Below are 22,700 nucleotides of genomic sequence, written 5' to 3'. Positions count from 1 at the left end.
TACGCGCCCATTCAGGACATCGGAAACGGGTGGCCCGCCTCGAGCCCCGCACGGCATGGTTCACTCCGTACCACCAGTACTGGAGCGTGAGAAGGAGAGGCAGCAAGTGCCCCACGAGGTAGATCAGTCGTTCCTGGCACTGCCGCTGCGGGCGCTCGCCGACGCCGCGCTCGCCAGGGCGCGGGCGCTCGGCGCCGACCATGCCGACTTCCGCTTCGAGCGGGTGCGCGGCGCGGCCCTGCGGTTGCGGGACGGCAAGCCCGCCGGCTCGTCGGACACCACGGATCTCGGCTACGCGGTCCGGGTGGTGCACGGGGGCGCCTGGGGTTTCGCGTCCGGGGTCGATCTCTCCATGGACGCGGCGGCGCGGGTCGCGGGACAGGCCGTGGCGATGGCCAGACTGTCCGCGAAGGTGATCTCCGCCGCCGGTTCGGACGAGCGCGTCGAGCTGGCCGAGGAGCCGGTGCACGCCGAGAGGACGTGGGTGTCGGCGTACGAGATCGACCCGTTCGAGGTACCCGACGAGGAGAAGACCGGGCTCCTGGCGGAGTGGAGCGGGCGGCTGCTGCGGGCCGAGGGCGTCGCGCATGTGGACGCCTCGCTGGTCACCGTCCATGAGAACAAGTTCTACGCGGACACGGCGGGTACGGTCACCACCCAGCAGCGCGTCAGGCTCCATCCGCAGCTCACCGCCGTGGCGGTCGACGGCGAGAGCGGCGAGTTCGACTCGATGCGCACGATCGCCCCGCCGGTCGGCCGGGGCTGGGAGTACCTCACCGGAACGGGCTGGGACTGGGACGCCGAGCTGGAGCGCATCCCGGGGCTGCTCGCCGAGAAGATGCGCGCGCCGAGCGTCGAGGCGGGCACGTACGACCTGGTCGTCGACCCGTCCAATCTGTGGCTGACGATCCACGAGTCGATCGGCCACGCCACCGAGCTGGACCGCGCGCTGGGGTACGAGGCGGCGTACGCCGGGACCTCGTTCGCCACGTTCGACCAGCTGGGGAAGTTGGCGTACGGCTCCTCGGTGATGAATGTGACGGGCGACAGGACCGCCGAGCACGGTCTCGCCACCATCGGCTACGACGACGAGGGCGTCGAGGCGCAGTCGTGGGACCTGGTCAAGGACGGCACGCTCGTCGGCTACCAGCTGGACCGCAGGATCGCGAAACTCACCGGCCTCGGCCGCTCCAACGGCTGCGCGTACGCGGACTCGCCGGGCCATGTGCCCGTCCAGCGCATGGCGAATGTGTCGCTGCGGCCGGATCCGGGCGGGCTGAGCACGGAGGATCTGATCGGCGGGGTGGAGCGCGGGATCTATGTGGTCGGCGACCGGTCGTGGTCGATCGACATGCAGCGCTACAACTTCCAGTTCACCGGGCAGCGGTTCTTCCGTATCGAGAACGGCAAGCTGGCGGGCCAGCTGCGCGATGTCGCGTACCAGGCGACGACCACGGACTTCTGGGGCTCGATGGAGGCGGTCGGCGGACCGCAGACGTATGTGCTGGGTGGCGCCTTCAACTGCGGCAAGGCCCAGCCGGGGCAGGTGGCGGCGGTCTCCCACGGCTGCCCCTCCGCCCTGTTCCGCGGCGTCAACATCCTCAACACCACGCAGGAGGCCGGACGATGACCACCAGCCCTGTCAACAAGCCGCACGAGATCGTCGAGCGCGCCCTCGAACTGTCCACCGCCGATGGCTGCGTGGTCATCGCCGACGAGCAGTCCTCCGCCAATCTGCGCTGGGCGGGCAACGCGCTGACGACCAACGGGGTCACCCGGGGCAGGACGCTGACCGTCATCGCGACCGTCGACGGCTCGCAGGGCACCGCGTCCGGTGTCGTATCGCGCTCCGCCGTCACCGCCGACGACCTTGAGCCGCTCGTCCGGGCCGCCGAGGCCGCCGCGCGCGGGGCCGGGCCCGCCGAGGACGCGCAGCCGCTGGTCGGCGGGGGTCAGGTGTCGGGGGACTTCACCGACGCGCCCGCCGAGACCACCTCCGCCGTCTTCGCGGACTTCGCGCCCGCGCTCGGTGAGTCGTTCGCCCAGGCCCGGGCCGGCGGACGCGAGCTGTACGGGTTCGCCAACCATGAGCTGACCTCGACGTATCTCGGTACGTCCACGGGCGTACGGCTGCGCCACGACCAGCCGAGCGGCACGCTGGAGCTGAACGCCAAGTCGCCCGACCGCACCCGTTCGGCCTGGGCCGGCCGGTCCACGCGCGACTTCAAGGATGTGGACCCGGCCTCCCTCGACGCCGAGCTGGCACGGCGGCTGGCCTGGGCCGAGCGGAAGATCGAGCTGCCCGCTGGCCGGTACGAGACGCTGCTGCCGCCGACCGCCGTGGCCGATCTGCTGATCTACCAGCTGTGGTCCTCGACCGCCCGGGACGCTGCGGAGGGCCGTACGGTCTTCTCCCGCCCCGGCGGCGGCACCCGCGTCGGCGAGAAGCTGTCCGAGCTGCCGCTGACCCTGCGCAGCGACCCGCACGAGCCGGGCCTGGAGTCCGCGCCGTTCGTGATCGCGCACTCCTCCGGGGACGACGCCTCCGTCTTCGACAACGGTCTGCCGCTGGCGGCGACGGACTGGGTACGGGACGGCGAGCTGGCGCATCTGATCACCACCCGGCACAGCGCCGGGCTGACCGGGCTGCCGGTCGCGCCCGGCATCGGCAATCTGATCCTGGACGGCGGGGGCGAGCGCTCGCTGGAGGAGATGGTCGCCGGCACCGAGCGCGGGCTGCTGCTGACCTGTCTGTGGTACATCCGCGAGGTCGATCCGGCGACGCTGCTGCTCACCGGGCTGACCAGGGACGGCGTCTATCTCGTCGAGAACGGCGAGGTCGTCGGCGAGGTGAACAACTTCCGGTTCAACGAGTCGCCGGTCGATCTGCTGTCGCGGGCCTCGGAGGCCGGGCGTACGGAGAAGACGCTGCCGCGCGAGTGGGGCGACTGGTTCACCCGGGCCGCGATGCCCGCCCTGCGTATCCCCGATTTCAATATGAGCTCGGTCAGCCGCGGAGTATGACCCCCATACACTGGCCGGTAGTACATCCCCCGGTAGTACATACCGGTGAACCGTTCGAGGAGAGAAACGACCGTGACGGACACGACGGACATCGTCGACGAGCTGAAGTGGCGCGGGCTGTTCGCCCAGTCCACTGACGAGGACGCTTTGCGCAAGGCGCTCGCGGACGGTCCCGTCACGTTCTATTGCGGTTTCGATCCCACGGCGCCCAGCCTGCATGTCGGACACCTCGTGCAGGTGCTGACCGTACGCAGGCTCCAGCGGGCTGGGCACCGGCCGCTGGCGCTGGTGGGCGGGGCCACCGGTCAGATCGGTGATCCCCGGCCGACCGCCGAGCGGACGCTGAACGACCCGGAGACGGTCGCCGGCTGGGTGCGGCGGCTGCGGTCCCAGATCGAGCCGTTCCTGGACTTCGAGGGTCCGAACGCCGCGACCATGGTCAACAACCTGGACTGGACCGCGGGCATGTCCGCGATCGAGTTCCTGCGGGACGTCGGCAAGCACTTCCGGGTGAACAAGATGCTCACGAAGGACTCCATCGCCCGCCGGCTGGAGTCCGACGAGGGCATCAGCTACACCGAGTTCAGCTACCAGCTGCTCCAGAGCATGGACTTCCTGGAGCTGTACCGCCGCTACGGCTGTGTCCTCCAGCAGGGCGGCAGCGACCAGTGGGGCAATCTCACCGCCGGTCTCGATCTGATCCACCGCCTGGAGCCGGGCGCCACCGTGCACGCGCTGGCGACGCCGCTGATGACGAAGGCGGACGGCACCAAGTTCGGCAAGACCGAGGGCGGTGCGGTGTGGCTCGACCCCGAGATGACCACGCCGTACGCCTTCTACCAGTTCTGGCTGAACGTGGACGACCGTGACATCTCCGCGTACAGCCGCATCCTCAGCTTCAAGACCCAGGCGGAGCTGGAGGAGCTGGAGCGGGCGACCGCGGAGCGTCCGCAGGCCCGCGCGGCGCAGCGGGCGCTGGCGGAGGAGCTGACGACGCTCGTCCACGGCGCCGAGCAGTGCGCGGCGGTCGTCGCGGCGTCCCGGGCGCTGTTCGGCCAGGGTGAGCTGGCGGAACTCGACGAGGCGACGCTGAGCGCGGCGCTCTCCGAGCTGCCGCGTGCCGAGGTCGCGGAGCCGGCGTCGGTGGTCGACCTCTTCGCCGAGACGGGTCTGGCGCCGAGCAAGTCGGCGGCTCGCCGTACGGTCAAGGAGGGCGGGGCCTACGTGAACAACGTCAAGGTCTCCGACGCGGACGCGGTACCGGACCGTTCGGAGCTGCTGCACGGCCGCTGGCTGGTGCTGCGCAGGGGCAAGAGGAACCTGGCCGCGGTGGAGGTCTCCGCCTCCGGCTGACAACTCCGGACCCGTACGGCTCGTGGAACAGCGCCTACGGCACACGGCTGCGGCCGGGCAACGCGCACGCGTGCCCGGCCGTAACCGTCCCGCCCTGTCCGGGTCGGCGCCCGGTTCAGGCTCTCTGCCTGCTGCCCCGCTTGTCGCTGCGGATCGAGTTCCAGAGCAGGCTGCCGAGGTAGACGATGACGATGGCCCCGATCAACTGGAGCACATGCCGGGTCCAGTCCACTCCCTTGGTCTCCGCGACACCGATCCAGCCCGCGACCGCGTTGCCGAGGAAGCTGCCGAGCATGCCGAACAGGATCGTCAGCCACAGCGGGATGTGCTGCTTGCCCGGGATGATGGCCCGGGCGATCAGGCCGAGCACCAGACCCACGATGATGACCCACAACCAGCCCATGGTCGCCTCCTCACGCGGCGCGATCTGCGCGTGATCGCCAGTCTGAAGTGTTCCGCCATTCGGCGCATGTCGGACACAGCCGTACGTGGCGGGACGCGGGGGACATCGGCCAGGATGGGAGTGCCCCCGCTCTCGTGGGCGCCCGGGTCCCGGCGTACCGTTGTGCGGGTCCGGTCCGGGGAGAGTCCGGCACAGAATCGGGTGGTGGGAACGTGGTGCGGAAGCGGGGCGGCACGGAGGTCTTCCGGATCACGGGGGCCCGGCAGGGACTCGCCGAGGATGTGCGCGGCCGGCAGCGCCGGTATGTGATCTCGATGTCCGTACGGACGCTCGCGGTGATCGCGACCGTGGCCCTGTGGAATGTGCAGCGGCCGGTCGCGATCGTGACGCTCGTGCTGGGGGTGCTGCTGCCGTACGTGGCGGTGGTGATCGCCAACGGCGGCCGGGAGAACGGCACTTCGCTTCCCTCGGCCCATCTCGCCCCGCCGGCCCGTACAATGATCGCGCCCCCTGCGGAACCTGTCGTGGCGGAAACCGGCGCCGCGGCGACCGAGGGGGACCGGCCAAGCGGTCCGTGACGCTCCGCAAGGCTCAAGAAAAGCTCAGATCAATCGTGAAGTTCCGGTGCACGGCACCCCGTTGCCCGTGACATACTTTAAGGGCGCTCCGCATCCCCCGTCGGAGCGACGGACCGACGCCGGGCAGCTCCCCCCGTGGCTGCCCGGCGTCGCCATTTCCGGTTACGGAATGTGTCCTAGGGTGGTCGGGTGAACTTCCCCGGCTCTCCCAGCTTCCCCGGCTCCCCAGGCTTTCCGGGCGCTCCCGGCTCTCCCGAGGGACCCGCCGACGACGCGGCCCCGATCTGTTCCGCCAAGGGGTGCCGCGCGCCCGCCGTCTGGGTCCTCGCCTGGAACAACCCCAAGCTGCACACGCCCGAGCGCCGCAAGACCTGGCTGGCCTGCGACGAACACCGCGAGCATCTCTCCTCGTTCCTGGGGATGCGCGGCTTTCTGAAGGACGTGGTGGAGCTGACCGAGTGGGAGCGGAACTCAGCCACCGATCGCTGACATCGGCCGCTCGGGCTGGAGGAACGCCGCCGGATCGTCCAGCCCGGAACCGGCCTTCTTGCCCCACATCGCTGTCTTCCAGAGCGCGGCGATCTCGTCGTCGGGCGCGTCGGAGCGCAGCGCGCCCCGCAGATCCGTCTCCTCCTGGGCGAACAGGCACGTACGCACCTGTCCGTCGGCGGTCAGCCGCGTACGGTCGCAGGCCTGGCAGAACGGGCGGGTGACGGACGCGATCACGCCCACGCGGTGCGGACCGCCGTCGACGACCCAGCGCTCGGCGGGCGCCGAGCCCCGTACGGACTCGCCCTCCTCGGTCAGCCCGAAGCGCGTACGCAGCGAGTCGAGGATGTCACCGGCCGTTATCATGCCGTCGCGCTTCCAGCCGTGCTGGGCGTCGAGGGGCATCTGCTCGATGAAGCGCAGCTCGTAGCCGTGCTCCACGGCCCAGGCCAGCAGATCGGGCGCCTCGTCGCCGTTGAGCCCCGGCATCAGGACGGCGTTGACCTTGACCGGGGTCAGCCCGGCGTCATGGGCCGCGCGCAGACCGTCCAGCACGTCCTGGTGCCGGTCGCGGCGGGTGAGGGTCTTGAAAACATCGGGGCGCAGCGTGTCGAGCGAGACATTGACCCGGTCGAGACCGGCCTCCCGCAGCGCGGCGGCCGTCCGCTTGAGGCCGATGCCATTGGTGGTCAGTGACATCCGCGGGCGTGGCTCCAGCGCCGCACACCGCTCCACGATCCCGACGAGACCGGGCCTGAGCAGCGGCTCACCGCCGGTGAAGCGGACTTCCGTGATCCCCAGCCGCGTCACGGCGATATGGATCAGCCGGACGATCTCGTCGTCGCTGAGCAGATCCGATTTGGTGAGCCACTGGAGCCCCTCTTCGGGCATGCAGTACGTACACCTGAGATTGCACCGGTCCGTGAGCGAGACGCGCAGGTCGGTGGCGACACGGCCAAAGGTGTCGATGAGCACTCAGGCCCCCCTCCCTGATCGGATCCGACTCGATCGAGCCTACGTCAGACCACTGACATCAACAGGGCCTGCATGTTACGAGGAGCGGCATGGCCGCATCGTAGGACTCTACGATGCGGCCATGGATCTGTATACCGTCTACAGGATTCAGTGCACTCCCAGGGTTCAGCGCACTCCCGGGATTCAGTGCGCTCCCGTGCCGGTGAGGGACTTGACCTCCAGCTCGGCGTACTTGCCCTTGTCCGGCTCCTCCTTCGACAGCACGGTGCCCAGCCAGCCCAGCAGAAAGCCCAGCGGGATCGAGATCAGCCCCGGGTTCTCCAGCGGGAAGAAGTGGAAGTCCACACCCGGGAACATCGAGGTCGGCTTGCCCGAGACGACGGGGGAGAACAACACCAGCAGCACGGACGAGGCCAGACCGCCATAAATCGACCACAGGGCGCCCTGGGTGGTGAACCGCTTCCAGAACAGGCTGTAGAGGATCGTCGGCAGATTGGCCGAGGCGGCGACGGCGAAGGCGAGCGCGACCAGTCCGGCCACATTCAGATCGCGGGCGAGGGCGCCGAGCGCGATCGAGACGATGCCGATGGCGACGGTCGCCCAGCGGGCCGCGCGGACCTCCTCCTTCTCGGTCGCCTCTCCCTTGCGGATGACATTGGCGTAGATGTCGTGCGCGAACGACGACGAGGACGCCAGGGTCAGCCCGGCGACCACCGCGAGGATGGTGGCGAACGCGACCGCGGAGATCACGGCGAGCAGGATCGCGCCCCCGGTCGAGTCGGCTCCGCCGCCGATCTCCAGGGCGGCCAGCGGCGCCGCCGTATTGCCGGCCTTGTTGGAGGCGATGATGTCGCCGGGCTTGAGCAGGGCGGCGGCGCCGAAGCCGAGCACGATGGTCATCAGATAGAAGGCGCCGATGATGCCGATGGCCCAGATGACCGACTTGCGGGCGGCCTTGGCGGTCGGCACGGTGTAGAAGCGGATCAGGATGTGCGGCAGCCCCGCCGTACCGAGCACGAGCGCGATGCCCAGCGAGATGAAGTCCAGCTTCGAGGTCGCGGTGGCGCCGTACTTGAGGCCGGGCTCCAGGAAGGCCGCGCCCTTGCCGCTGTTGCTCGCCGCCGTGCCCAGCAGGTCGGAGAGGTTGAAGCTGAACTTCCACAGGATCAGGAAGGTGATCAGCAGGGTGCCCGCGATGAGCAGCACGGCCTTGACCATCTGGACCCAGGTGGTGCCCTTCATCCCGCCGATCGTGACGTACACGATCATCAGCAGACCGACCAGCGCGACGATGGCGATCTTCCCGGCGTCGCTGGTGATCCCGAGCAGCAGGGAGACCAGCACGCCCGCGCCGGCCATCTGCGCCAGCAGATAGAAGATCGAGACCACGATGGTGGACGTGCCCGCGGCGGTACGGACCGGACGCTGGCGCATGCGGTACGCGAGGACGTCACCCATCGTGTACCGGCCGGAGTTGCGCAGCGGCTCGGCGACGAGCAGCAGCGCGACCAGCCAGGCGACCAGGAAGCCGATGGAGTACAGGAAGCCGTCGTATCCGAAGAGCGCGATGGCGCCCGCGATGCCCAGGAAGGACGCGGCGGACATGTAGTCGCCGGAGACCGCGAGGCCGTTCTGGAAACCGGTGAACTGCCGGCCGCCCGCGTAGAAGTCGGACGCGCTCTTGGTCTGGCGGCCGGCCCAGACGGTGATGAACAGCGTCGCCACGACGAAGAGGCCGAAGAGCGTGATGATCAGCGGCCGGTGCTCGCTCGCGTCCGCGGCGGCGGCGAGCTGCTGGACCGGGTGACTCATGTGTGGGAGCGACTGGCTCATGCGTCGGCCTCCATACGGGACTTGATGACGTCCGCCTTCGGGTCGAGCTTGCGCGACGCGTGCCGCGCGTAGAACCAGGCGATGAGGAAGGTGGTGACGAACTGCGCGAGGCCGAGGATCAGGGCCACGTTGATGTTGCCGAAGAGCTTGGTGCCCATGAAGCCGCCCGCGTAGTTGGACAGCAGGACGTACAGCAGGTACCAGGCGATGAACGCGATGGTCAGCGGGAAGGCGAAGGAGCGGTACGCACGGCGCAGTTCGCCGAATTCCGCGCTCTCCTGCACCTCGACGAACTGGGCCGTCGTGGGCTGCGCCGTCGTGGACCGGTCCGGCGTTGACTGGGCGGGGCTGGTGTCCGTACCGCCCTTGGGCGGCGGTGCATCGGAAGCCACGGAATCTCCTCGTGACGCGGGTGCGGTGGGGTGGGGCATCAGGGAAAACCTCACGGGGGGTGCGGATGTGCTGGTCCCCCTGACAACGGCACGGAGGGCGTGGCGACGCGGTTCAACACCGGCCTTTTTCTTCCAGTTTCTTCCAAAAATGATTCGGGAAGTGATTGAAGACCGGGGATGATCAGCGATAACTTCACTGGTCATGTACCCGTCCGCGCGCACGCCTGCGCGGGGACGGTTCTTTCACGGATGATGTGGAGAACCCATGGCTCATCTGGGATCCAGACGGCGGCGCGCGCTCGCTCTGCCCGCAGGTCTGGCGCTCACCGTCTCGCTCGGCTTCCTGCCGACCGGTACGGCCACGGCCGCGACGGCGGCGGGCAGTGTCCCCGCCGCCGCGGTCGCGACGGACGGCCCGAAGCTGTCGTACGTCGTCAACACCCGCGGTGGACGTTCCACCGTCTCGTCGGTCAAGAAGGCGATCGCCGAGGCGGGCGGCACGGTCGTGACCTCCTATGACCAGATAGGCGTCATAGTCGTCACCTCGCAGAACCCCGAGTTCGCGAAGACCGTCCGCAAGGTCAAGGGCGTCGACTCGGCCGGTGCCACCCGCACCGCGCCGCTGTCCGCGCAGTCCACGACGGACATCGGCGCCCCGAAGGTGCTGTCCGCCGAGGAGGTCGCCGCCGCCACCGCGAAGGCGAAGGCGAACAAGGCCGCCGACCAGGACCCGCTGGAGCCGTTGCAGTGGGACCTGCCCGCCATCAAGGCGGACAAGGCGCACGAGAAGACGCTCGGCAGCAGGAACGTCACTGTCGCCGTCATCGACACGGGTGTCGACGACACCCACCCGGACATAGCGCCGAACTTCGACCGCGCGGCCTCGGTGAACTGTGTCGGCGGCAAGCCGGACACGACCGAGGGCGCCTGGCGGCCGGGCACGGGCGAGAGCCCGCACGGCACGCATGTCGCCGGTGAGATAGCCGCGGCCAAGAACGGCATCGGTGTCACCGGTGTCGCGCCGGGCGTGAAGGTCTCCGGCATCAAGGTGTCCACGCCGGCCGGGTTCTTCTACACCGAGGCCGTCGTCTGCGGCTTCGTGTGGGCCGCCGAGCACGGCGTCGATGTGACGAACAACAGCTATTACACCGACCCGTGGTACTTCAACTGCAAGAACGACCCCGACCAGAAGGCTCTGGTCGAGGCGGTCTCGCGGGCCACGCGGTACGCGGAGAAGAAGGGCGCGGTCAACGTCGCCGCCGCGGGCAACGAGAACTACGATCTCGCGTCCGACTCGATCACCGACCCGTCCAGCCCGAACGACACCACTCCGGGCGACCGCGTCATCGACCCGTCCGAGTGCCTCGACATCCCCACCCAGCTGCCGGGTGTGGTGACCGTCGCGTCCACCGGCGCCAAGGGTCTGAAGTCCTCGTTCTCCAACTACGGTCTCGGTGTCATCGACATCGCGGCCCCGGGCGGCGACTCCACGCGCTACCAGACCCCGGCCCCGCCGGCGGTCAGCGGCCTGATCCTCGGCCCGCTGCCGGGCGGAAACTACGGCTACATGGCCGGTACGTCGATGGCCTCCCCGCATGTCGCGGGCGTCGCGGCGCTGCTGAAGTCGACCCACCCGCACGCCTCGCCGCAGGCGATCAAGGCGCTCCTGTCGGTCCAGGCCGATGACACCGCCTGCCCGGCGCCGTACGACATCGACGGTGACGGAGAGGCCGACGCCGTCTGCGAGGGCGGCAAGGGCTACAACAGCTTCTACGGGGCGGGCATTGTCGACGCCCTGGCGGCGGTGCGCAAGTAAGCACCTGGGTGCGTGAGCACCGACCGCTGTACCGAGCGCGGGCCGTCCTCCGGGGCGGCCCGCGTTCGTGCGTCGAGGAGGAGGAGGTCAGACGGCGCCGCGTCGCGCGGGGCGCGCTGTCGCCGGAGCCGAAGTTGTGGTGGCACGTCTCGCGGGTACGGTCATGGGCGCGATCGCCAAGTCGCTGCTGACCCCGAAGCCGGGCGCGGGCCTCGTGGACGCCCCCGTACGCCCCCTGCCGAAACCCGCGTCACCCGACCGGCCGGCGAAGGTGCTGGCCCGCCGGCTCAAGGATGCCCACGCGCGGCTGCCGGAGAACGAGCGGCCGGCGGCGGTCGAGGCCGTACGGTCCGCCTTCGCGGCGGCGGGCGAGATCGGCGCGGACCGGCTCTTCGCCCTGGAACTGGACCCGGCGCGCCTGCGCGAGGAGTTTTCTACCGTTCGTCCTGCGACTGCGCGCGTTCACGACGGCCGACGAACTCCCCCTGCCGGAGGACTTCTTGCGCGCCTCGGGCGTGCCGCTGCACGGTTCCGCACCGGCGGGATGGGCGGAGCGGCTGCTGACCGGCGGCCGGGCGCTGGTGCTGGTGGACGGCGTGGACGAGGTCCCGACGCGGCTGCGCAGCCGTACGGAGACCTGGCTCAGATCACTCATCGCGGCCTTCCCCGAGGCGCGGTACATGGCGACGACGCGCCCCTCGGCGGTGCCCGAGGACTGGCTGACGGGCCACGGTTTCACGGCGCACTCACTGCTTCCGATGGAACGGGACGACATCCGCGCCTTCGTCGCCCACTGGCACGACGCGGCGCGCCAGGAGTGCCCGCCGGACGCCTCAGTCCTCGACACGTACGAACAGTCCCTCATCCAGGCCGTCACGGGACGGCGGGACCTGGGCAGGCCGGCGACCAATCCGCTGATGTGCGCGCTGCTGTGCGCACTCAACCGCGACCGCCGGATACGACTGCCGCGAGCGCGCAAGGAGTTGTACGACGCGGCCCTGGACCCGCTGCTCGTACGCCGGGACACCGAGCGCGAGGTGGTGGGCCCTCAATCTGCGCTGGCTGAGAGCCCAATGTCTCGACTGGATCAGCGACTGGGAATCGCTCACCGATCTCAACTTGACGGATTGCTCCTTGGCCGGAGGACTCGATCCTCTGGCGGAACTCCCGAAGCTGGAGCGTCTCCGGCTGTCGGTCTGCACCCACCGAGAAGGCCCAATCGACCTGTCCCCACTGGCCGCCCGGGAGAACCTGGTCATCACAGTGGCGAACGGCACCCCGGTGCGCGGGGAGGATGCCTTCACCCCCGGCCGGATCGAGTTCGTCCGGAATTAAACCCCCGCCGCCCTCAACAGCGCGCCCGCCGCGTACGTGACCCCCATCGCCAGCGCTCCCCCGCCCACGTTCCGCAGCAGCGCGGGTCCCACCGTCGCCGCGCCCAGTCTCGCGCTCCACCAGCCGGTCAGCGCCAGCGCCGCCAGTACGGAGACGACCGTCACCAGCAGCCGCAGGGACAGCGGCGTGAGCACCATCGCGAGCAGCGGGAGCAGCGCGCCCGCGGTGAAGGCGAGGAAGCTGGCTCCCGCCGCGTGCCAGGGGTTGGTCAGGGCGTCGGGGTCGATGCCCAGTTCCACGCTCGCGTGGGCGCGCAGGGCGTCGCGCCGGGTGAGCTGTTCCGCGGCCTCGCGGGCGACCTTCTCCGACAGGCCGCGCGCCGCCAGCAGTTCGGTCAGTTCTTCGAGTTCTTCCCGCGGCTGTTCGCGCAGTTCGCGCCGTTCCAGGGCCAGCGCCGCCTTCTCCGAGTCGCGTTGCGTGGACACCGAGACGTACTCCCCGGCGGCCATCGACATCGATCCGGCCAGCAGTCCGGCGAGTCCCGCCGTGAGCAGGGTGGCGCGGGAGTCCGTCGCTCCCGCGACACCGACCACGATGCCCGCGGTGGAGACGATGCCGTCATTGGCCCCGAGGACCGCGGCGCGCAGCCAGTTGAGGCGGTCGCCGAGGGAATCGCCGTGCGGCTCGTTGTGGGACGGGATATGAGTGCTGTCGGTCACCCGGGGAGGTTCTCATGACGGCCCGCCGTCCCCCGCGCACACGCGTCGAACGCAACCCCGAGTGCTTTCCCCTGTCCCGTCTGCCCGGTCGACGTAGCAGAAGCCTCCGTCAGCACCGACACCGCCCCCTGCACGGCTCTTCCCCTCTCACCGTAAGGGTCTTGACGGAACGACGGCTCGGAAGCCCCCCGTGGCCGGTCTCGGCCGACCGGGCTGTGGGACTGTCAGTCGCGGCCCGTATTCTCTGTGACCATGCTCGACGACCATACGACTGCAGCGACATGGCCGACCGCCTACCCCGAGGGGTACGCGGTCGTCGACGTCGAGACCACCGGACTCGCCCGCGACGACCGGATAGTGTCTGCTGCCGTCTATCGCCTGGACGCCCGGGGCAATGTCGAGGACCACTGGTACACGCTGGTCAATCCGGAGCGCGACCCGGGGCCCGTGTGGATCCATGGGCTGACGAGCGATGTCCTGGAGAGCGCCCCGCTCTTTCCCGAGATCGCCGGTGAGCTGGCCGCGCGGCTCGACGGGCGGGTGCTCGTGGCGCACAACGCGATCTTCGACTGGTCGATGATCGCCCGGGAGTACGCCCGCGCGGAGCGGACCGCGCCCACCCGGCAGCGGCTGTGCACCATCGCGCTCTCCAAGGAGCTGGGCCTGCCACTGCCCAACCACAAGCTGGAGTCGCTCGCCGCGCACTTCGGCGTCGTACAGCAGCGCGCGCACCACGCGCTCGACGACGCGCGCGTGCTGGCCGAGGCGTTCCGCCCGAGTCTGCACGCCGCGGCCAGGGACGGCGTACGGCTGCCGCTGCTGGAGTGCCGGCCGCTCACGGAGTGGTCGGACGCCCCGGCGCTGCCCCGGGTCGGCTATCAGTCCTCGTACCGGCAGACGGGCTGGCGGCCCTCGCGCAAGCGGCCCGCGTGCCCGTATCCGAACCCGGGCCGGTATGTGCCGGGCGAGCGGCTGGTGCAGGGGATGCGGGTGGCGTTCTCCGGCGACACCTCCGTCGACCGCGAACTGCTGGAGGACCGGGCCGTGGAGGCGGGGCTGCATGTCGCGACGAGTGTGTCCCGGCTGACCAGCCTGCTGGTGACCAACGACCCGGGGTCCTCCACCTCCAAGACGGTCAAGGCCGCGTCGTACGGGACGCCGGTCATCGACGAGGCCGCGTTCACCCAGCTGCTGCGGGACGTGGCCCCGGCGCCCGGCGCGTCCGTCCCGGCGCCCGCCTCGCCCGCGCCGTCCGTCCCCGCGTCCGCCTCCGTCCCCGCGTCCGCCTCGGTCCGCGCGTCCACCTCCGTCCGCGCTTCCACCCCCGCAGACGGGTGATTGGCGGGCGACGCGCCAGCGGGCCGCTCGCGTACCACCGCCCCCCGTCCCACTCTGTGGCGCATGGCACGTTGCGAGGTCTGCGGAAACGATTACGGGATGTCCTTCGAGGTGCACGCGCAGGGCGCGGTGCATGTCTTCGACTGCTTCTCCTGCGCCATCCACCGCATGGCGCCCATCTGTGAACACTGCCGGGTCCAGATCATCGGACAGGGCGTCGAGGCCGAGGGCCACTGGTACTGCGGTGCGCACTGCGCGCGCGCCGACGGCAGGGCGGGGGTCATCGACCACGTCTGACGGACCGGGCCCGGGTCCGCCTCCCTCTCCCGTCAGCCAGCCCCCTCAGGTCCACCACCCCCGTCAGGTCCGCCACCCCCCGTCAGATCCGTCGGCCCGCGCCGGGTACCGTCAAAGGCGTGTACCGCTTCCTGTTGTCCCGGCAGTGGGTGATCCTCACCCTCCTGGCCCTCGCCCTCATCCCCGCGATGATCGAGCTGGGTTTCTGGCAGTACCACCGCCATGAGCACAAGGTCGCCCAGAACTCACTGATCTCGGGCAACCTCGCGGCGAAGCCCGTCCCGGTCACGGATCTGACGGCCCCCGGGCACACCGTCCCGCGTGACGACTACTGGCGCCGTGTCACCGCCACCGGCACGTTCGACCCCGCGCACGAGGTCGTCGTACGCCGCAGGACTTCGATCGACGACCAGGTCGGCTTCCACGTTCTGACCCCTTTCATCCTGAAGGACGGCCGCGCGCTCCTCGTGAACCGCGGCTGGATCCCCTTCGGCGGCGACCAGCGGGCCTTCCCCGACATCCCGGCGGCGCCCAAGGGCGAGGTCACCATCACCGGCCGGCTGAAGGCGGACGAGACCTCGGCGGCCAGCGGTATCAAGGACCTGCGGGATCTTCCGCCCCGCCAGGTCATGCTGATCAACAGCGCGCAGCAGCGGGAAGAGCTGGGCCGTACCGTCCTCGGCGGCTATGTCGAGCAGATCTCACCCGAACCGGCCGGTGGCAGTCCCGAGCAGATCCCGGACCCCGACGACAGCTCGATCGGCCCCCATATGGCGTACGCGGTCCAGTGGTGGCTGTTCGTGGCCGCCGTACCCGTCGGCTGGGTGATTCTCGTACGCCGTGAGCTCCGCGACCGCGCGGCGGCGAAGGCCGAGCGGAGCGCCGCCGACGCCGAATCCGCGCAGGAGCCCGCGGCCGTCTGAGACCGCTGCTTAACGCCCGCGCCGTACGGGAACAGCCCTGGCGTGACCCAACGCATCGAGGACTACGCACTTATCGGCGATCTCCAGACCGCCGCCCTGGTCGGCCGGAACGGCTCCATCGACTGGCTGTGCCTTCCTCGCTTCGACTCGGCGGCCTGCTTCGCCGCGCTGCTCGGGGGCGAGGAGAACGGCCACTGGCGGCTCGCCCCCACCGACGGGCGCGAGTGCACGCGGCGCGCCTATGTGGGTGACTCGCTCGTGCTGGAATCCGTGTGGGAGACCCGGACCGGCACCGTCAAGGTCGTCGACTTCATGCCACAGCGCGACAGGGCTCCCGAGATCATGCGGATCGTGGAGGGGGTCAGCGGGTCGGTGGACATGAGTGCCACGATCCGGCTGCGCTTCGACTTCGGCTCGGTGGTGCCCTGGATGCGCCGGGCGGAGGGCCACCGGGTGGCGGTCGCGGGCCCCGACTCCGTCTGGCTGCGCAGCGAGCCCCCGGTCAAGACGTGGGGTCAGCACTTCAGCACACGGTCGTCGTTCACCGTCGGCGCGGGCGAGAAGGTGGCGTTCGTCCTCACCTGGCACCCCTCGCACAAGCCGCGCCCGAGGCGTGTCGATCCGCACAGGGCGCTGGCGCGCAGTCTGGAGGACTGGAAGAGCTGGGCGGAGCGCTGCCGCTACCAGGGTCCGCACCGCGCGGCCGTCATGCGCTCCCTCATCACGCTCAAGGCGCTCACGTACGGCCCGACCGGCGGGATCGTCGCCGCGCCCACCACCTCCCTGCCGGAGGATCTGGGCGGCGTACGGAACTGGGACTACCGCTACTGCTGGCTGCGTGACTCCACGCTGGTGCTGGAGGCGCTGCTGTCGGCCGGCTATCTGGAGGAGGCGGCGGCCTGGCGCGACTGGCTGCTGCGCGCGGTCGCGGGCGACCCGGCCGATCTTCAGATCATGTACGGACTCGGCGGCGAGCGCCGGCTGCCGGAGAGCGAACTGCCGTGGCTGCGGGGGTACGCGGGCTCCGCCCCGGTCCGTACCGGCAACAACGCGGTCGATCAGCTCCAGCTGGATGTGTACGGCGAGGTGATGGACTCGTTCAATGTGGCACGGACCGCGGGTCTCCCCGCGCAGCCGCACGCCTGGAGCCTCCAGCTCAGCCTGCTGGGCTTCCTGGAGTCGAAGTGGCGCGAGCCGGACGAGGGCCTGTGGGAGGTGCGCGGGCCGCGCCAGCACTTCGTGCACTCCAAGGTGATGGCATGGGTCGCCGCCGACCGTGCCGTCCAGACGCTGGAGGACGATCCGTCGCTCCGCGGGGACGTGACGCGCTGGCGCGCGATGCGGGACGAGGTGCACCGGGAGGTGTGCGAACGGGGTTACGACCCGGAGCGCAACACCTTCACGCAGTCGTACGGCTCCGCCGAGCTGGACGCGGCGACGCTCCTGATCCCCCGGGTCGGTTTTCTGCCGCCGGACGATCCCCGGGTCATCGGCACGGTCGACGCGGTACGGACCGAGCTGGAGCAAGGCGGCTTCCTGCGGCGCTACACCACGACGGGCCCTTCGGTGGACGGGCTGCCGGGCGGCGAGGGAACGTTCCTGGTCTGCTCGTTCTGGCTGGCCGACGCGCTCCATATGACGGGGCGTACGGAGGAGGCGGCGGAGCTGTTCGAGCGGCTGCTCGCGCTGCGCAATGACGTCGGGCTGCTGGCGGAGGAGTACGACCCGGTGGCGCGGCGGCACCTCGGCAACTATCCGCAGGCGTTCAGCCATCTCGGGCTGGTGGTGACCGCCTTGACCCTCGCCGGGACCGGCACGGCAGGATAGGACCATGGATCTGGGACTGAAGGACCGCGTATACGTTGTCACCGGTGGATCGCGGGGGCTGGGCCGCGCGGCGGCTGAGGCGCTCGCAGCGGACGGGGCGAAGGTCGTCATCTCGGGCCGCGACGAGAAGCGCGTCGCGGAGACGGCCGCGGAGATCGGCCCCGGCGCGTACGGGCTGGCCGCCGACAACGCCGATCCGGCGGTGGCGGAACGTCTGATCGCCACCGCCAAAGAGCGGTTCGGCCGCTTCGACGGCGTCTTGATCAGCGTGGGCGGCCCGGCGCCGGGGTCCGCCGCGGACAACACGGACGAGCAGTGGCGGACGGCGTTCGAGTCCGTCTTCCTCGGCGCGATACGACTCGCCCGCGCGTCGGCGGCCGAGCTGGGCGAGGGCGGTGTCATCGGCCTCGTCCTCTCCTCCTCGGTCCACGAGCCGGTCCCCGGCCTCACCATCTCCAACGGCCTGCGCCCGGGCCTGGCCGGCTTCGCGAAGTCCCTCGCGAACGAGGTCGGCCCGCGCGGGATCCGGGTGCTTGGCCTGCTGCCGTCCCGTATCGACACGGACCGGGTCCGTGAACTCGACGCGCTGTCGGGCGACGGGGAGGCGGCGCGGGCGGCGAACGAGTCGCGGATTCCGCTGCGGAGGTATGGGAGGCCGGAGGAGTTCGGCAGGACGGCGGCGTTTTTGCTGTCGCCGGCGGCGTCGTATCTGACGGGGGTGATGGTGCCGGTGGATGGCGGGGCGCGGCGGGGCTTCTAGGGCGGGGCGGGGCCCGTTGACCGCTGCGCGGGGCGTTTCCCCCACCCCGCCCCTTCCCGAAACCGGGGCTCCGCCCCGGACCCGCTGCCCGGCCTTGCCGGGGGCGAGCCGCTACAACCGCTGTCGCAGGGCGAAGCCCAACGCGAGCCCCGGGCCGGTGGGCGCGGCCCCGGCCGCCCCGGCGCTCCGCTGCGCGGGACCAACCGGGACTGCGTCCCTCACCCGCTACCAGGCGTTGCGGGGGCAAGCCGGTACAACCGCTGTCGCAGGGCGAAGCCCAACGCCGGCCCCGGGCCGGTGGGCGCGGCCCCGGCCGCCCGAGTACGGGCGACGCCCGGTCCTATGGCCCCGGGTTCCGGGCAACGGCGGGGCAGCGGAACGGCACCCCCCGGCCGGGGGCCAACACCTCCGGGCCCCGGGCGAAGCCCGGCCTCAAGCGCCCCGGATTCGGGAAGGGGCGGGGTGGGGAAAACGCACCGCGCAGCGGGCCACGGCGCACGCCGTCAGCTCACCCTCTCCGCCCCATGCCTCACCGCCCGCAACCGCACCTCCGCCCCCAACTCCCCCAGCCCCGCCGACCTCCGCCCACGCTCCAGCGCCTCCTCCATCAGCAGGTTCAGCGTCTCGCCCGGGGCCGCGTGGGGCTCCATGAGGAGGCGTACGCGGGCCGACGGGGCGGTGCGGCGGCCCGTCAGGCGTACGCGGGCGCGGGCCACGCCGTCCAGGGACTCGGCGTCGTCCTCGATCGCGCTCTCCAGCGCCCGCGCCCGCAGCAACGCGCCCTCGCCGTCGCCGCTGTCGACCAGCACCTCGGCCATCCTGGCCCGGCGCAGCTGGGCGAAGAACCACCACAGAGCCAGCACGACCAGCACCGCCAGGATCGCGATCACGACCGGCCACCACCAGCCCTGATCGCGCCAGCGCTCGCGGTCGGCGCGGCTCAGCAGCACATCGTGCCGGCCGCTGTACGGCCACCAGGACGGCACCGCCCAGTCCAGCCCGCGCGCCAGCACCGCGCCGCCCGCGCAGAGCAGCGCCAGACCGAGCAGAGCCAGCAGTACGCGGTTGACGACCCGGATCATCCCCGTCACCTCACCTCTTCTTGACGGGCCTGCGGACACGCATCGTCAGCGCCGGCGCCCGGTCGAGGCCCAGTTCGCGGATGCCGGCTCTGAGCGCCGTGTCCAAGTCGTCCCGTACCTCGTCGAGTTCGCGGAAGTGGGAGACGGCCCGCAGCCTCACCTTGGAACGGCCCATCCGTACCCGCGCGGACTGCACGCCCGAGACCTCCATGGCCCGGTCGCGCAGCGTCAGCGCGGCGGCGTCGCGGTCGATGCCGGCCCGTACCAGCGGGGAGTGGCGCCGCATGGGCAGCAGTCCGCGCAGGCCGGGGGTGAGGGCGAGCGCGAGGAGCCACAGGCCGAGCGCCATCGCGACGCCCGCGGCCACCAGCACCCAGGGCTCGTCGAGCGGCTGCCTGGCCAGTTGCGCGGCGAGCGCGCGGCGCCAGTACATCGCGTGCTGGCCGGCCCGTACCGCCGCGACGTCGTACAGCAGCAGTCCCGCCGCGCCGAGAACGACCAGCGCGGCCAGCCCCGCGGGGATCCGGCGCGTGGACCAGAAGCGTCCGGCCCGTTCGCCGTCGTCGTCCGACAGCGTGGGCCTGGGCTCGTAGCGCGTGGCGGGGTCCGGCGGGTCCCGTTCCTCCACGCCGCCGCCCCGCTCCGTACCCCCGGCTCGCCCCTCGGGCGCGGGTCCGCTCATCGGAGCCTCCCCCGCGCCGCGAGACGCGACCGGTCGGAGTGCAGCCGCTCCACCCGCACCACCACCTCCGGCACATCCATGTCCGCCAACGCCTTGACCCGCTGGACGACGCGGAGACGTACGGCCCCGCACTGCCGGCCGATGTCGGTCGGATACTCCAGCTCGACACCGATCCGTACGCGCGCGCTGTCGTGGTGCACCGTGACGGTGGCGTGCGGCGCGGCGCCGCCTTCCGGTACGGCGTCCAGCGCCTCCCTGGCCGCCTGTGCGGCGATCTTCGCGATGACCCGGTCGGCGATCGTGGTCGCCCCGCGCTCGCCGGCCGCCACCCGCTCAACGGCCACGCACGTCACCGCCGCCGGTCGTCGCGGTCGCGACTGCGGAAGAGATCGCCGGGTTCGAGATCGCCATCCAGGAAGCGCCCGGCCACGAACCCGATCACGCCCAGCGCGGCCACCAGCACAAAGGCCCCGAAGCCACCGAAGTACCCGGCGAATCCGAGCGCCATACCGGCCAACAGGCCGACCACCGCCATGCTCATGTGCCGCTCCTCTTCCACTCCGCTGCCGGTCGCGTACGGTACGTAACTCCGCGTACGGACGTTACTGGAGCCGTGTTTCCGACTCCTCGTCCTCTTCCTCGTCGGGCAACTTCACGTCGATGACCGCGATGTTGACCTCGACGACCTCCAGTCCCGTCATCCGCTCGACCGACGAGATGACGTTCTCCCGTACGGCGGCGGCGACTTCGGTGATCGAGACGCCGTAGTCGACGACGATCTCCAGGTCGAGCGCCGTCTGTACCTCTCCGACCTCGGCCTTCACGCCCCGGCTGACGGACTTTGCACTGCCGGGGACCCGTTCGCGTACGGCGCCGAAGGTGCGGGACATGCCGCTGCCCATGGCGTGGACGCCGAGAACGTCGCGGGCCGCGAGGCCGGCGATCTTCTCCACCACGCCGTCGGCGATGGTGGTTCGGCCGCGGGATGCGGGGGGTCCGCCGCCACGCTTGGTGACGGGGCTACTACCCCCCTCGTCGGCCGACAGCTTTCTGCCTGACGGCGTGGACTGGTTACGGGGTGCGGTGTCTGACATCGCCATTCGTTCCTTCCCGGGCGGTGGTGGACTCCGCTGCCCACACTAGGTGCGCTTGCCCCGTCCCGCCCCATGGATGCGGCAGGCTGGAGGAATGACGACTGCGCACAGTTCCGATGGGCTCGGCACCGGCGGATGGGCGGCCGCCGTACGACAACGACTCGGCCTGGGCAGGCTGCTTCCGCTGGGCGGGGCGCGGGACGGCGCGTGGCTGTCGGAGCGCGCGGCGACGGACGAATTGCGTCTGGCAGCGGCGGGGGTGGCGGGTGCCGTGCTCGGCCGGCTGCGGCTCTCGCTGACCGATCCGGACGGAGCCGGTCTCCCCGCCGTACCGCCCCCGCCCAGCGCTCTGCCGCCCGGTCCGCTACGGATCGACGGGGAGTTCGCGGCGGGCCCCGCCGAGCCGCTGCCCGCTGTGGCGGAGCGGTTGCGCGGGGTGTTGTTCGCCTGTGCGACGGAGCGGCTGGGGCTACGGGTCGAGGAGGTCGATCTACGGGTGACGGCCCTGCTCGATCCCTCCGGAGAAGCCCTGGAGAGACCGCGGGACGGAGCCGCGCCCGCTGGGCCGGACGAGGGACGGCCGGCCGACGTACGGGCCGCCGCCCCGGAGGGCGAGCCGGAGCTGCTGGCGGCAGCGGTCCCGGGCGTCGCGTATCCGACCAGAACGCTGGGCGGCGCGGTGGTCACCACTCCGGGACATGTCCGGCTGGAGTTGGCGACGGCGGCCGGGCACCGCCCGCTGGAGGTGGCGCGGGCGGTACGGGCAAGACTCACGGCGGAGCTGCCGGGCGCGCCTTCGGTGGCCGTCCTGGTCACGGCAGTGGGTCGGAAGGGCTGAGCCAGTACCGTGACGAAACCGCGTGGGGGCGCGCGAGCAGGCCGTCGATCCGCGAGACCTCGTGAGGGCGCGCGTACGGGACCCTCAGTCCGCGAGGCCCGCCAGGTCGCGGAGCCGGCGCGCCTGCGCGGCGCGCTCGGCGGCACGCTGGGCCTCGAAGGTACGACCGGCCGCGCCCTGAAGGAGCGCCTTGGTCTCGATCAGCGCGTCCCGAGGCGCGGCCAGCAGCGCGCCCGCCAGATCGCTCACCGCCGCGTCGAGTTCGTCCGCGGGCACCACCAGATTGGCGAGCCCCGTACGCTCCGCCTCCTCGGCCTGCACGAACCGGCCCGTGGCGCAGATCTCCAACGCGCGGGCGTAGCCGACCAGTCCGACGAGCGGATGGGTGCCGGTGAGGTCGGGGACCAGGCCGAGGCTCGTCTCGCGCATGGCGAACTGCACGTCGGACGCGACGACTCGCAGATCGCAGGCGAGAGCCAGCTGGAAGCCGGCCCCGATCGCATGCCCCTGAACGGCGGCGATCGAGACGAGGTCGGGGCGGCGCAGCCAGACGAACCCGTCCTGGTACTCGGCGATCGCCGCGTCGAGGTCCTGGTCGGACTCCCGCGCGAGATCGAGGAAGGACGGCTCGCCGTCGAACCCCTCGGGGGTGAACGCCTGCCGGTCGAGTCCCGCGGAGAAGGACTTCCCTTCGCCCCGCAGCACAACGACCCGCACGCTGCCCGGCAGTGACCTTCCGGCTTCCGTCAACGCCCGCCACAGAGCGGGAGACTGGGCGTTGCGCTTCGCCGGGTTGGCCAGTGTGACCGTGGCAACCGCGTCCTCGATGGTGAGCCGTACGCCGTCCTTGTCGAGTACTGGTTCGAGCGAAGTCATGGGGCGCCTCCGGTTCGGGCAGTCGGGAAAGCTGAGCTAAGTGACTGCACAGTAACCACCTGGGCG

General features: G+C 71.0%; 24 protein-coding genes and 2 pseudogenes. 15 read left to right on the top strand and 11 right to left on the bottom strand.

Annotated features, from left to right (window positions below; genetic code table 11):
- The first annotated feature begins 106 nt into the window (after positions 1–106).
- The 3 genes from IF11_RS0124015 (at position 107) to tyrS (ending at position 4,377) form a co-directional block, all read left to right on the top strand.
- The gene (locus IF11_RS0124015) at positions 107–1,630 is read left to right on the top strand and encodes a TldD/PmbA family protein (protein WP_030353784.1); all 1,524 of its coding nucleotides are present in this window, start codon (positions 107–109) and stop codon (positions 1,628–1,630) included.
- Entirely contained in the window at positions 1,627–3,024 is a 1,398-nt protein-coding gene (locus tag IF11_RS0124010; protein WP_030353783.1) for a TldD/PmbA family protein, read from the top strand. The genes IF11_RS0124015 and IF11_RS0124010 overlap by 4 nt, the downstream gene beginning before the upstream one ends.
- 72 nt (positions 3,025–3,096) lie before the next feature.
- The gene (tyrS, locus tag IF11_RS0124005; protein WP_030353782.1) at positions 3,097–4,377 is read left to right on the top strand and encodes a tyrosine--tRNA ligase; all 1,281 of its coding nucleotides are present in this window, start codon (positions 3,097–3,099) and stop codon (positions 4,375–4,377) included.
- A gap of 115 nt (positions 4,378–4,492) precedes the next feature.
- On the opposite strand, the gene IF11_RS0124000 is transcribed toward tyrS, so the two are convergent.
- Positions 4,493–4,780: a GlsB/YeaQ/YmgE family stress response membrane protein gene (locus IF11_RS0124000; RefSeq protein ID WP_030353781.1), complete on the bottom strand. Its 288-nt coding sequence runs from the start codon at positions 4,778–4,780 to the stop codon at positions 4,493–4,495.
- A gap of 215 nt (positions 4,781–4,995) precedes the next feature.
- Between IF11_RS0124000 and IF11_RS0123995 the strand changes: the two genes are divergently transcribed.
- Both IF11_RS0123995 and IF11_RS36900 read left to right on the top strand, forming a co-directional pair.
- Positions 4,996–5,358, top strand: a complete 363-nt coding sequence (locus tag IF11_RS0123995; RefSeq protein WP_051746169.1) for a DUF3099 domain-containing protein — start codon at positions 4,996–4,998, stop codon at positions 5,356–5,358.
- A gap of 282 nt (positions 5,359–5,640) precedes the next feature.
- Entirely contained in the window at positions 5,641–5,847 is a 207-nt protein-coding gene (locus IF11_RS36900; RefSeq protein ID WP_051746168.1) for a hypothetical protein, read from the top strand.
- Here IF11_RS36900 and moaA read toward each other — a convergent pair.
- From moaA to IF11_RS0123975, 3 genes are all read right to left on the bottom strand, one after another.
- The gene (moaA, locus tag IF11_RS0123985; RefSeq protein ID WP_030353778.1) at positions 5,830–6,822 is read right to left on the bottom strand and encodes a GTP 3',8-cyclase MoaA; all 993 of its coding nucleotides are present in this window, start codon (positions 6,820–6,822) and stop codon (positions 5,830–5,832) included. The genes IF11_RS36900 and moaA overlap by 18 nt on opposite strands.
- A gap of 183 nt (positions 6,823–7,005) precedes the next feature.
- Positions 7,006–8,655, bottom strand: a complete 1,650-nt coding sequence (locus tag IF11_RS0123980; RefSeq protein ID WP_407706466.1) for a solute symporter family protein — start codon at positions 8,653–8,655, stop codon at positions 7,006–7,008.
- Entirely contained in the window at positions 8,652–9,047 is a 396-nt protein-coding gene (locus IF11_RS0123975) for a DUF485 domain-containing protein (protein ID WP_030353776.1), read from the bottom strand. Before IF11_RS0123975 ends, IF11_RS0123980 begins: the two co-directional genes overlap by 4 nt.
- Positions 9,048–9,312: 265 nt before the next feature.
- On the opposite strand from IF11_RS0123975, the gene IF11_RS0123970 reads away from it, so the two are divergent.
- The 4 genes and pseudogenes from IF11_RS0123970 to IF11_RS0123955 all read left to right on the top strand — a co-directional run bounded on the left by IF11_RS0123970 (position 9,313) and on the right by IF11_RS0123955 (position 12,198).
- The gene (locus IF11_RS0123970) at positions 9,313–10,863 is read left to right on the top strand and encodes a S8 family peptidase (protein WP_030353775.1); all 1,551 of its coding nucleotides are present in this window, start codon (positions 9,313–9,315) and stop codon (positions 10,861–10,863) included.
- 163 nt (positions 10,864–11,026) lie between these two features.
- A pseudogene (locus tag IF11_RS43425) lies at positions 11,027–11,260 on the top strand (hypothetical protein); the annotation flags it as partial.
- Positions 11,157–11,609: pseudogene (locus IF11_RS43420) on the top strand (NACHT domain-containing protein); the annotation flags it as partial. The pseudogenes IF11_RS43425 and IF11_RS43420, both read left to right, overlap by 104 nt.
- A gap of 388 nt (positions 11,610–11,997) precedes the next feature.
- Positions 11,998–12,198 carry a hypothetical protein gene (locus tag IF11_RS0123955; RefSeq protein WP_030353772.1) on the top strand — a complete coding sequence of 67 codons (201 nt, stop codon included), beginning with the start codon at positions 11,998–12,000 and terminating at the stop codon, positions 12,196–12,198.
- On the opposite strand, the gene IF11_RS0123950 is transcribed toward IF11_RS0123955, so the two are convergent.
- Positions 12,195–12,917, bottom strand: coding sequence for a VIT1/CCC1 transporter family protein (locus IF11_RS0123950; RefSeq protein ID WP_030353771.1), 723 nt, complete (start codon positions 12,915–12,917; stop codon positions 12,195–12,197). The genes IF11_RS0123955 and IF11_RS0123950 overlap by 4 nt on opposite strands.
- 246 nt (positions 12,918–13,163) lie before the next feature.
- On the opposite strand from IF11_RS0123950, the gene IF11_RS0123945 reads away from it, so the two are divergent.
- The 5 genes from IF11_RS0123945 (at position 13,164) to IF11_RS0123925 (ending at position 18,062) form a co-directional block, all read left to right on the top strand.
- Positions 13,164–14,255 (top strand): DEDDh family exonuclease, encoded by a 1,092-nt coding sequence (locus IF11_RS0123945; protein ID WP_078490881.1) that lies wholly within the window; start codon positions 13,164–13,166, stop codon positions 14,253–14,255.
- 63 nt (positions 14,256–14,318) lie between these two features.
- On the top strand, positions 14,319–14,552 hold the full coding sequence (locus IF11_RS0123940; protein WP_078490880.1) for a hypothetical protein: 234 nt from the start codon (positions 14,319–14,321) through the stop codon (positions 14,550–14,552).
- Between the two features lie 119 nt (positions 14,553–14,671).
- Complete coding sequence (locus IF11_RS0123935; protein ID WP_030353768.1) at positions 14,672–15,475, top strand: SURF1 family cytochrome oxidase biogenesis protein; 804 nt, start codon at positions 14,672–14,674, stop codon at positions 15,473–15,475.
- Between the two features lie 42 nt (positions 15,476–15,517).
- Positions 15,518–17,302 (top strand): glycoside hydrolase family 15 protein, encoded by a 1,785-nt coding sequence (locus tag IF11_RS0123930; RefSeq protein ID WP_030353767.1) that lies wholly within the window; start codon positions 15,518–15,520, stop codon positions 17,300–17,302.
- Positions 17,303–17,306: 4 nt separating this feature from the next.
- Positions 17,307–18,062 (top strand): SDR family oxidoreductase, encoded by a 756-nt coding sequence (locus IF11_RS0123925; protein ID WP_030353766.1) that lies wholly within the window; start codon positions 17,307–17,309, stop codon positions 18,060–18,062.
- Positions 18,063–18,565: 503 nt separating this feature from the next.
- Here the strand turns inward: IF11_RS0123925 and amaP are convergent.
- The 5 genes from amaP to IF11_RS0123900 form a co-directional block, all read right to left on the bottom strand.
- A complete protein-coding gene (amaP, locus tag IF11_RS0123920; protein ID WP_030353765.1) occupies positions 18,566–19,144 on the bottom strand; it encodes an alkaline shock response membrane anchor protein AmaP in 579 nt (192 codons plus the stop codon).
- A gap of 10 nt (positions 19,145–19,154) precedes the next feature.
- On the bottom strand, positions 19,155–19,826 hold the full coding sequence (locus IF11_RS0123915; RefSeq protein ID WP_030353764.1) for a DUF6286 domain-containing protein: 672 nt from the start codon (positions 19,824–19,826) through the stop codon (positions 19,155–19,157).
- Entirely contained in the window at positions 19,823–20,179 is a 357-nt protein-coding gene (locus tag IF11_RS0123910) for an Asp23/Gls24 family envelope stress response protein (protein WP_030353763.1), read from the bottom strand. The genes IF11_RS0123915 and IF11_RS0123910 overlap by 4 nt, the downstream gene beginning before the upstream one ends.
- Positions 20,176–20,367, bottom strand: coding sequence for a hypothetical protein (locus IF11_RS0123905; protein ID WP_030353762.1), 192 nt, complete (start codon positions 20,365–20,367; stop codon positions 20,176–20,178). The genes IF11_RS0123910 and IF11_RS0123905 overlap by 4 nt, the downstream gene beginning before the upstream one ends.
- A 61-nt stretch (positions 20,368–20,428) precedes the next feature.
- On the bottom strand, positions 20,429–20,920 hold the full coding sequence (locus IF11_RS0123900; protein WP_030353761.1) for an Asp23/Gls24 family envelope stress response protein: 492 nt from the start codon (positions 20,918–20,920) through the stop codon (positions 20,429–20,431).
- Between the two features lie 94 nt (positions 20,921–21,014).
- Between IF11_RS0123900 and IF11_RS0123895 the strand changes: the two genes are divergently transcribed.
- Complete coding sequence (locus tag IF11_RS0123895; protein ID WP_030353760.1) at positions 21,015–21,758, top strand: hypothetical protein; 744 nt, start codon at positions 21,015–21,017, stop codon at positions 21,756–21,758.
- 84 nt (positions 21,759–21,842) lie between these two features.
- On the opposite strand, the gene IF11_RS0123890 is transcribed toward IF11_RS0123895, so the two are convergent.
- Positions 21,843–22,634, bottom strand: a complete 792-nt coding sequence (locus tag IF11_RS0123890; protein ID WP_030353759.1) for an enoyl-CoA hydratase/isomerase family protein — start codon at positions 22,632–22,634, stop codon at positions 21,843–21,845.
- Positions 22,635–22,700: the final 66 nt, after the last annotated feature.

It is taken from the genome of Streptomyces scopuliridis RB72, assembly GCF_000718095.1.
Classification (GTDB): Bacteria; Actinomycetota; Actinomycetes; order Streptomycetales; family Streptomycetaceae; genus Streptomyces; species Streptomyces scopuliridis.
This window is presented reverse-complemented; position numbering and strand designations above follow the sequence as displayed.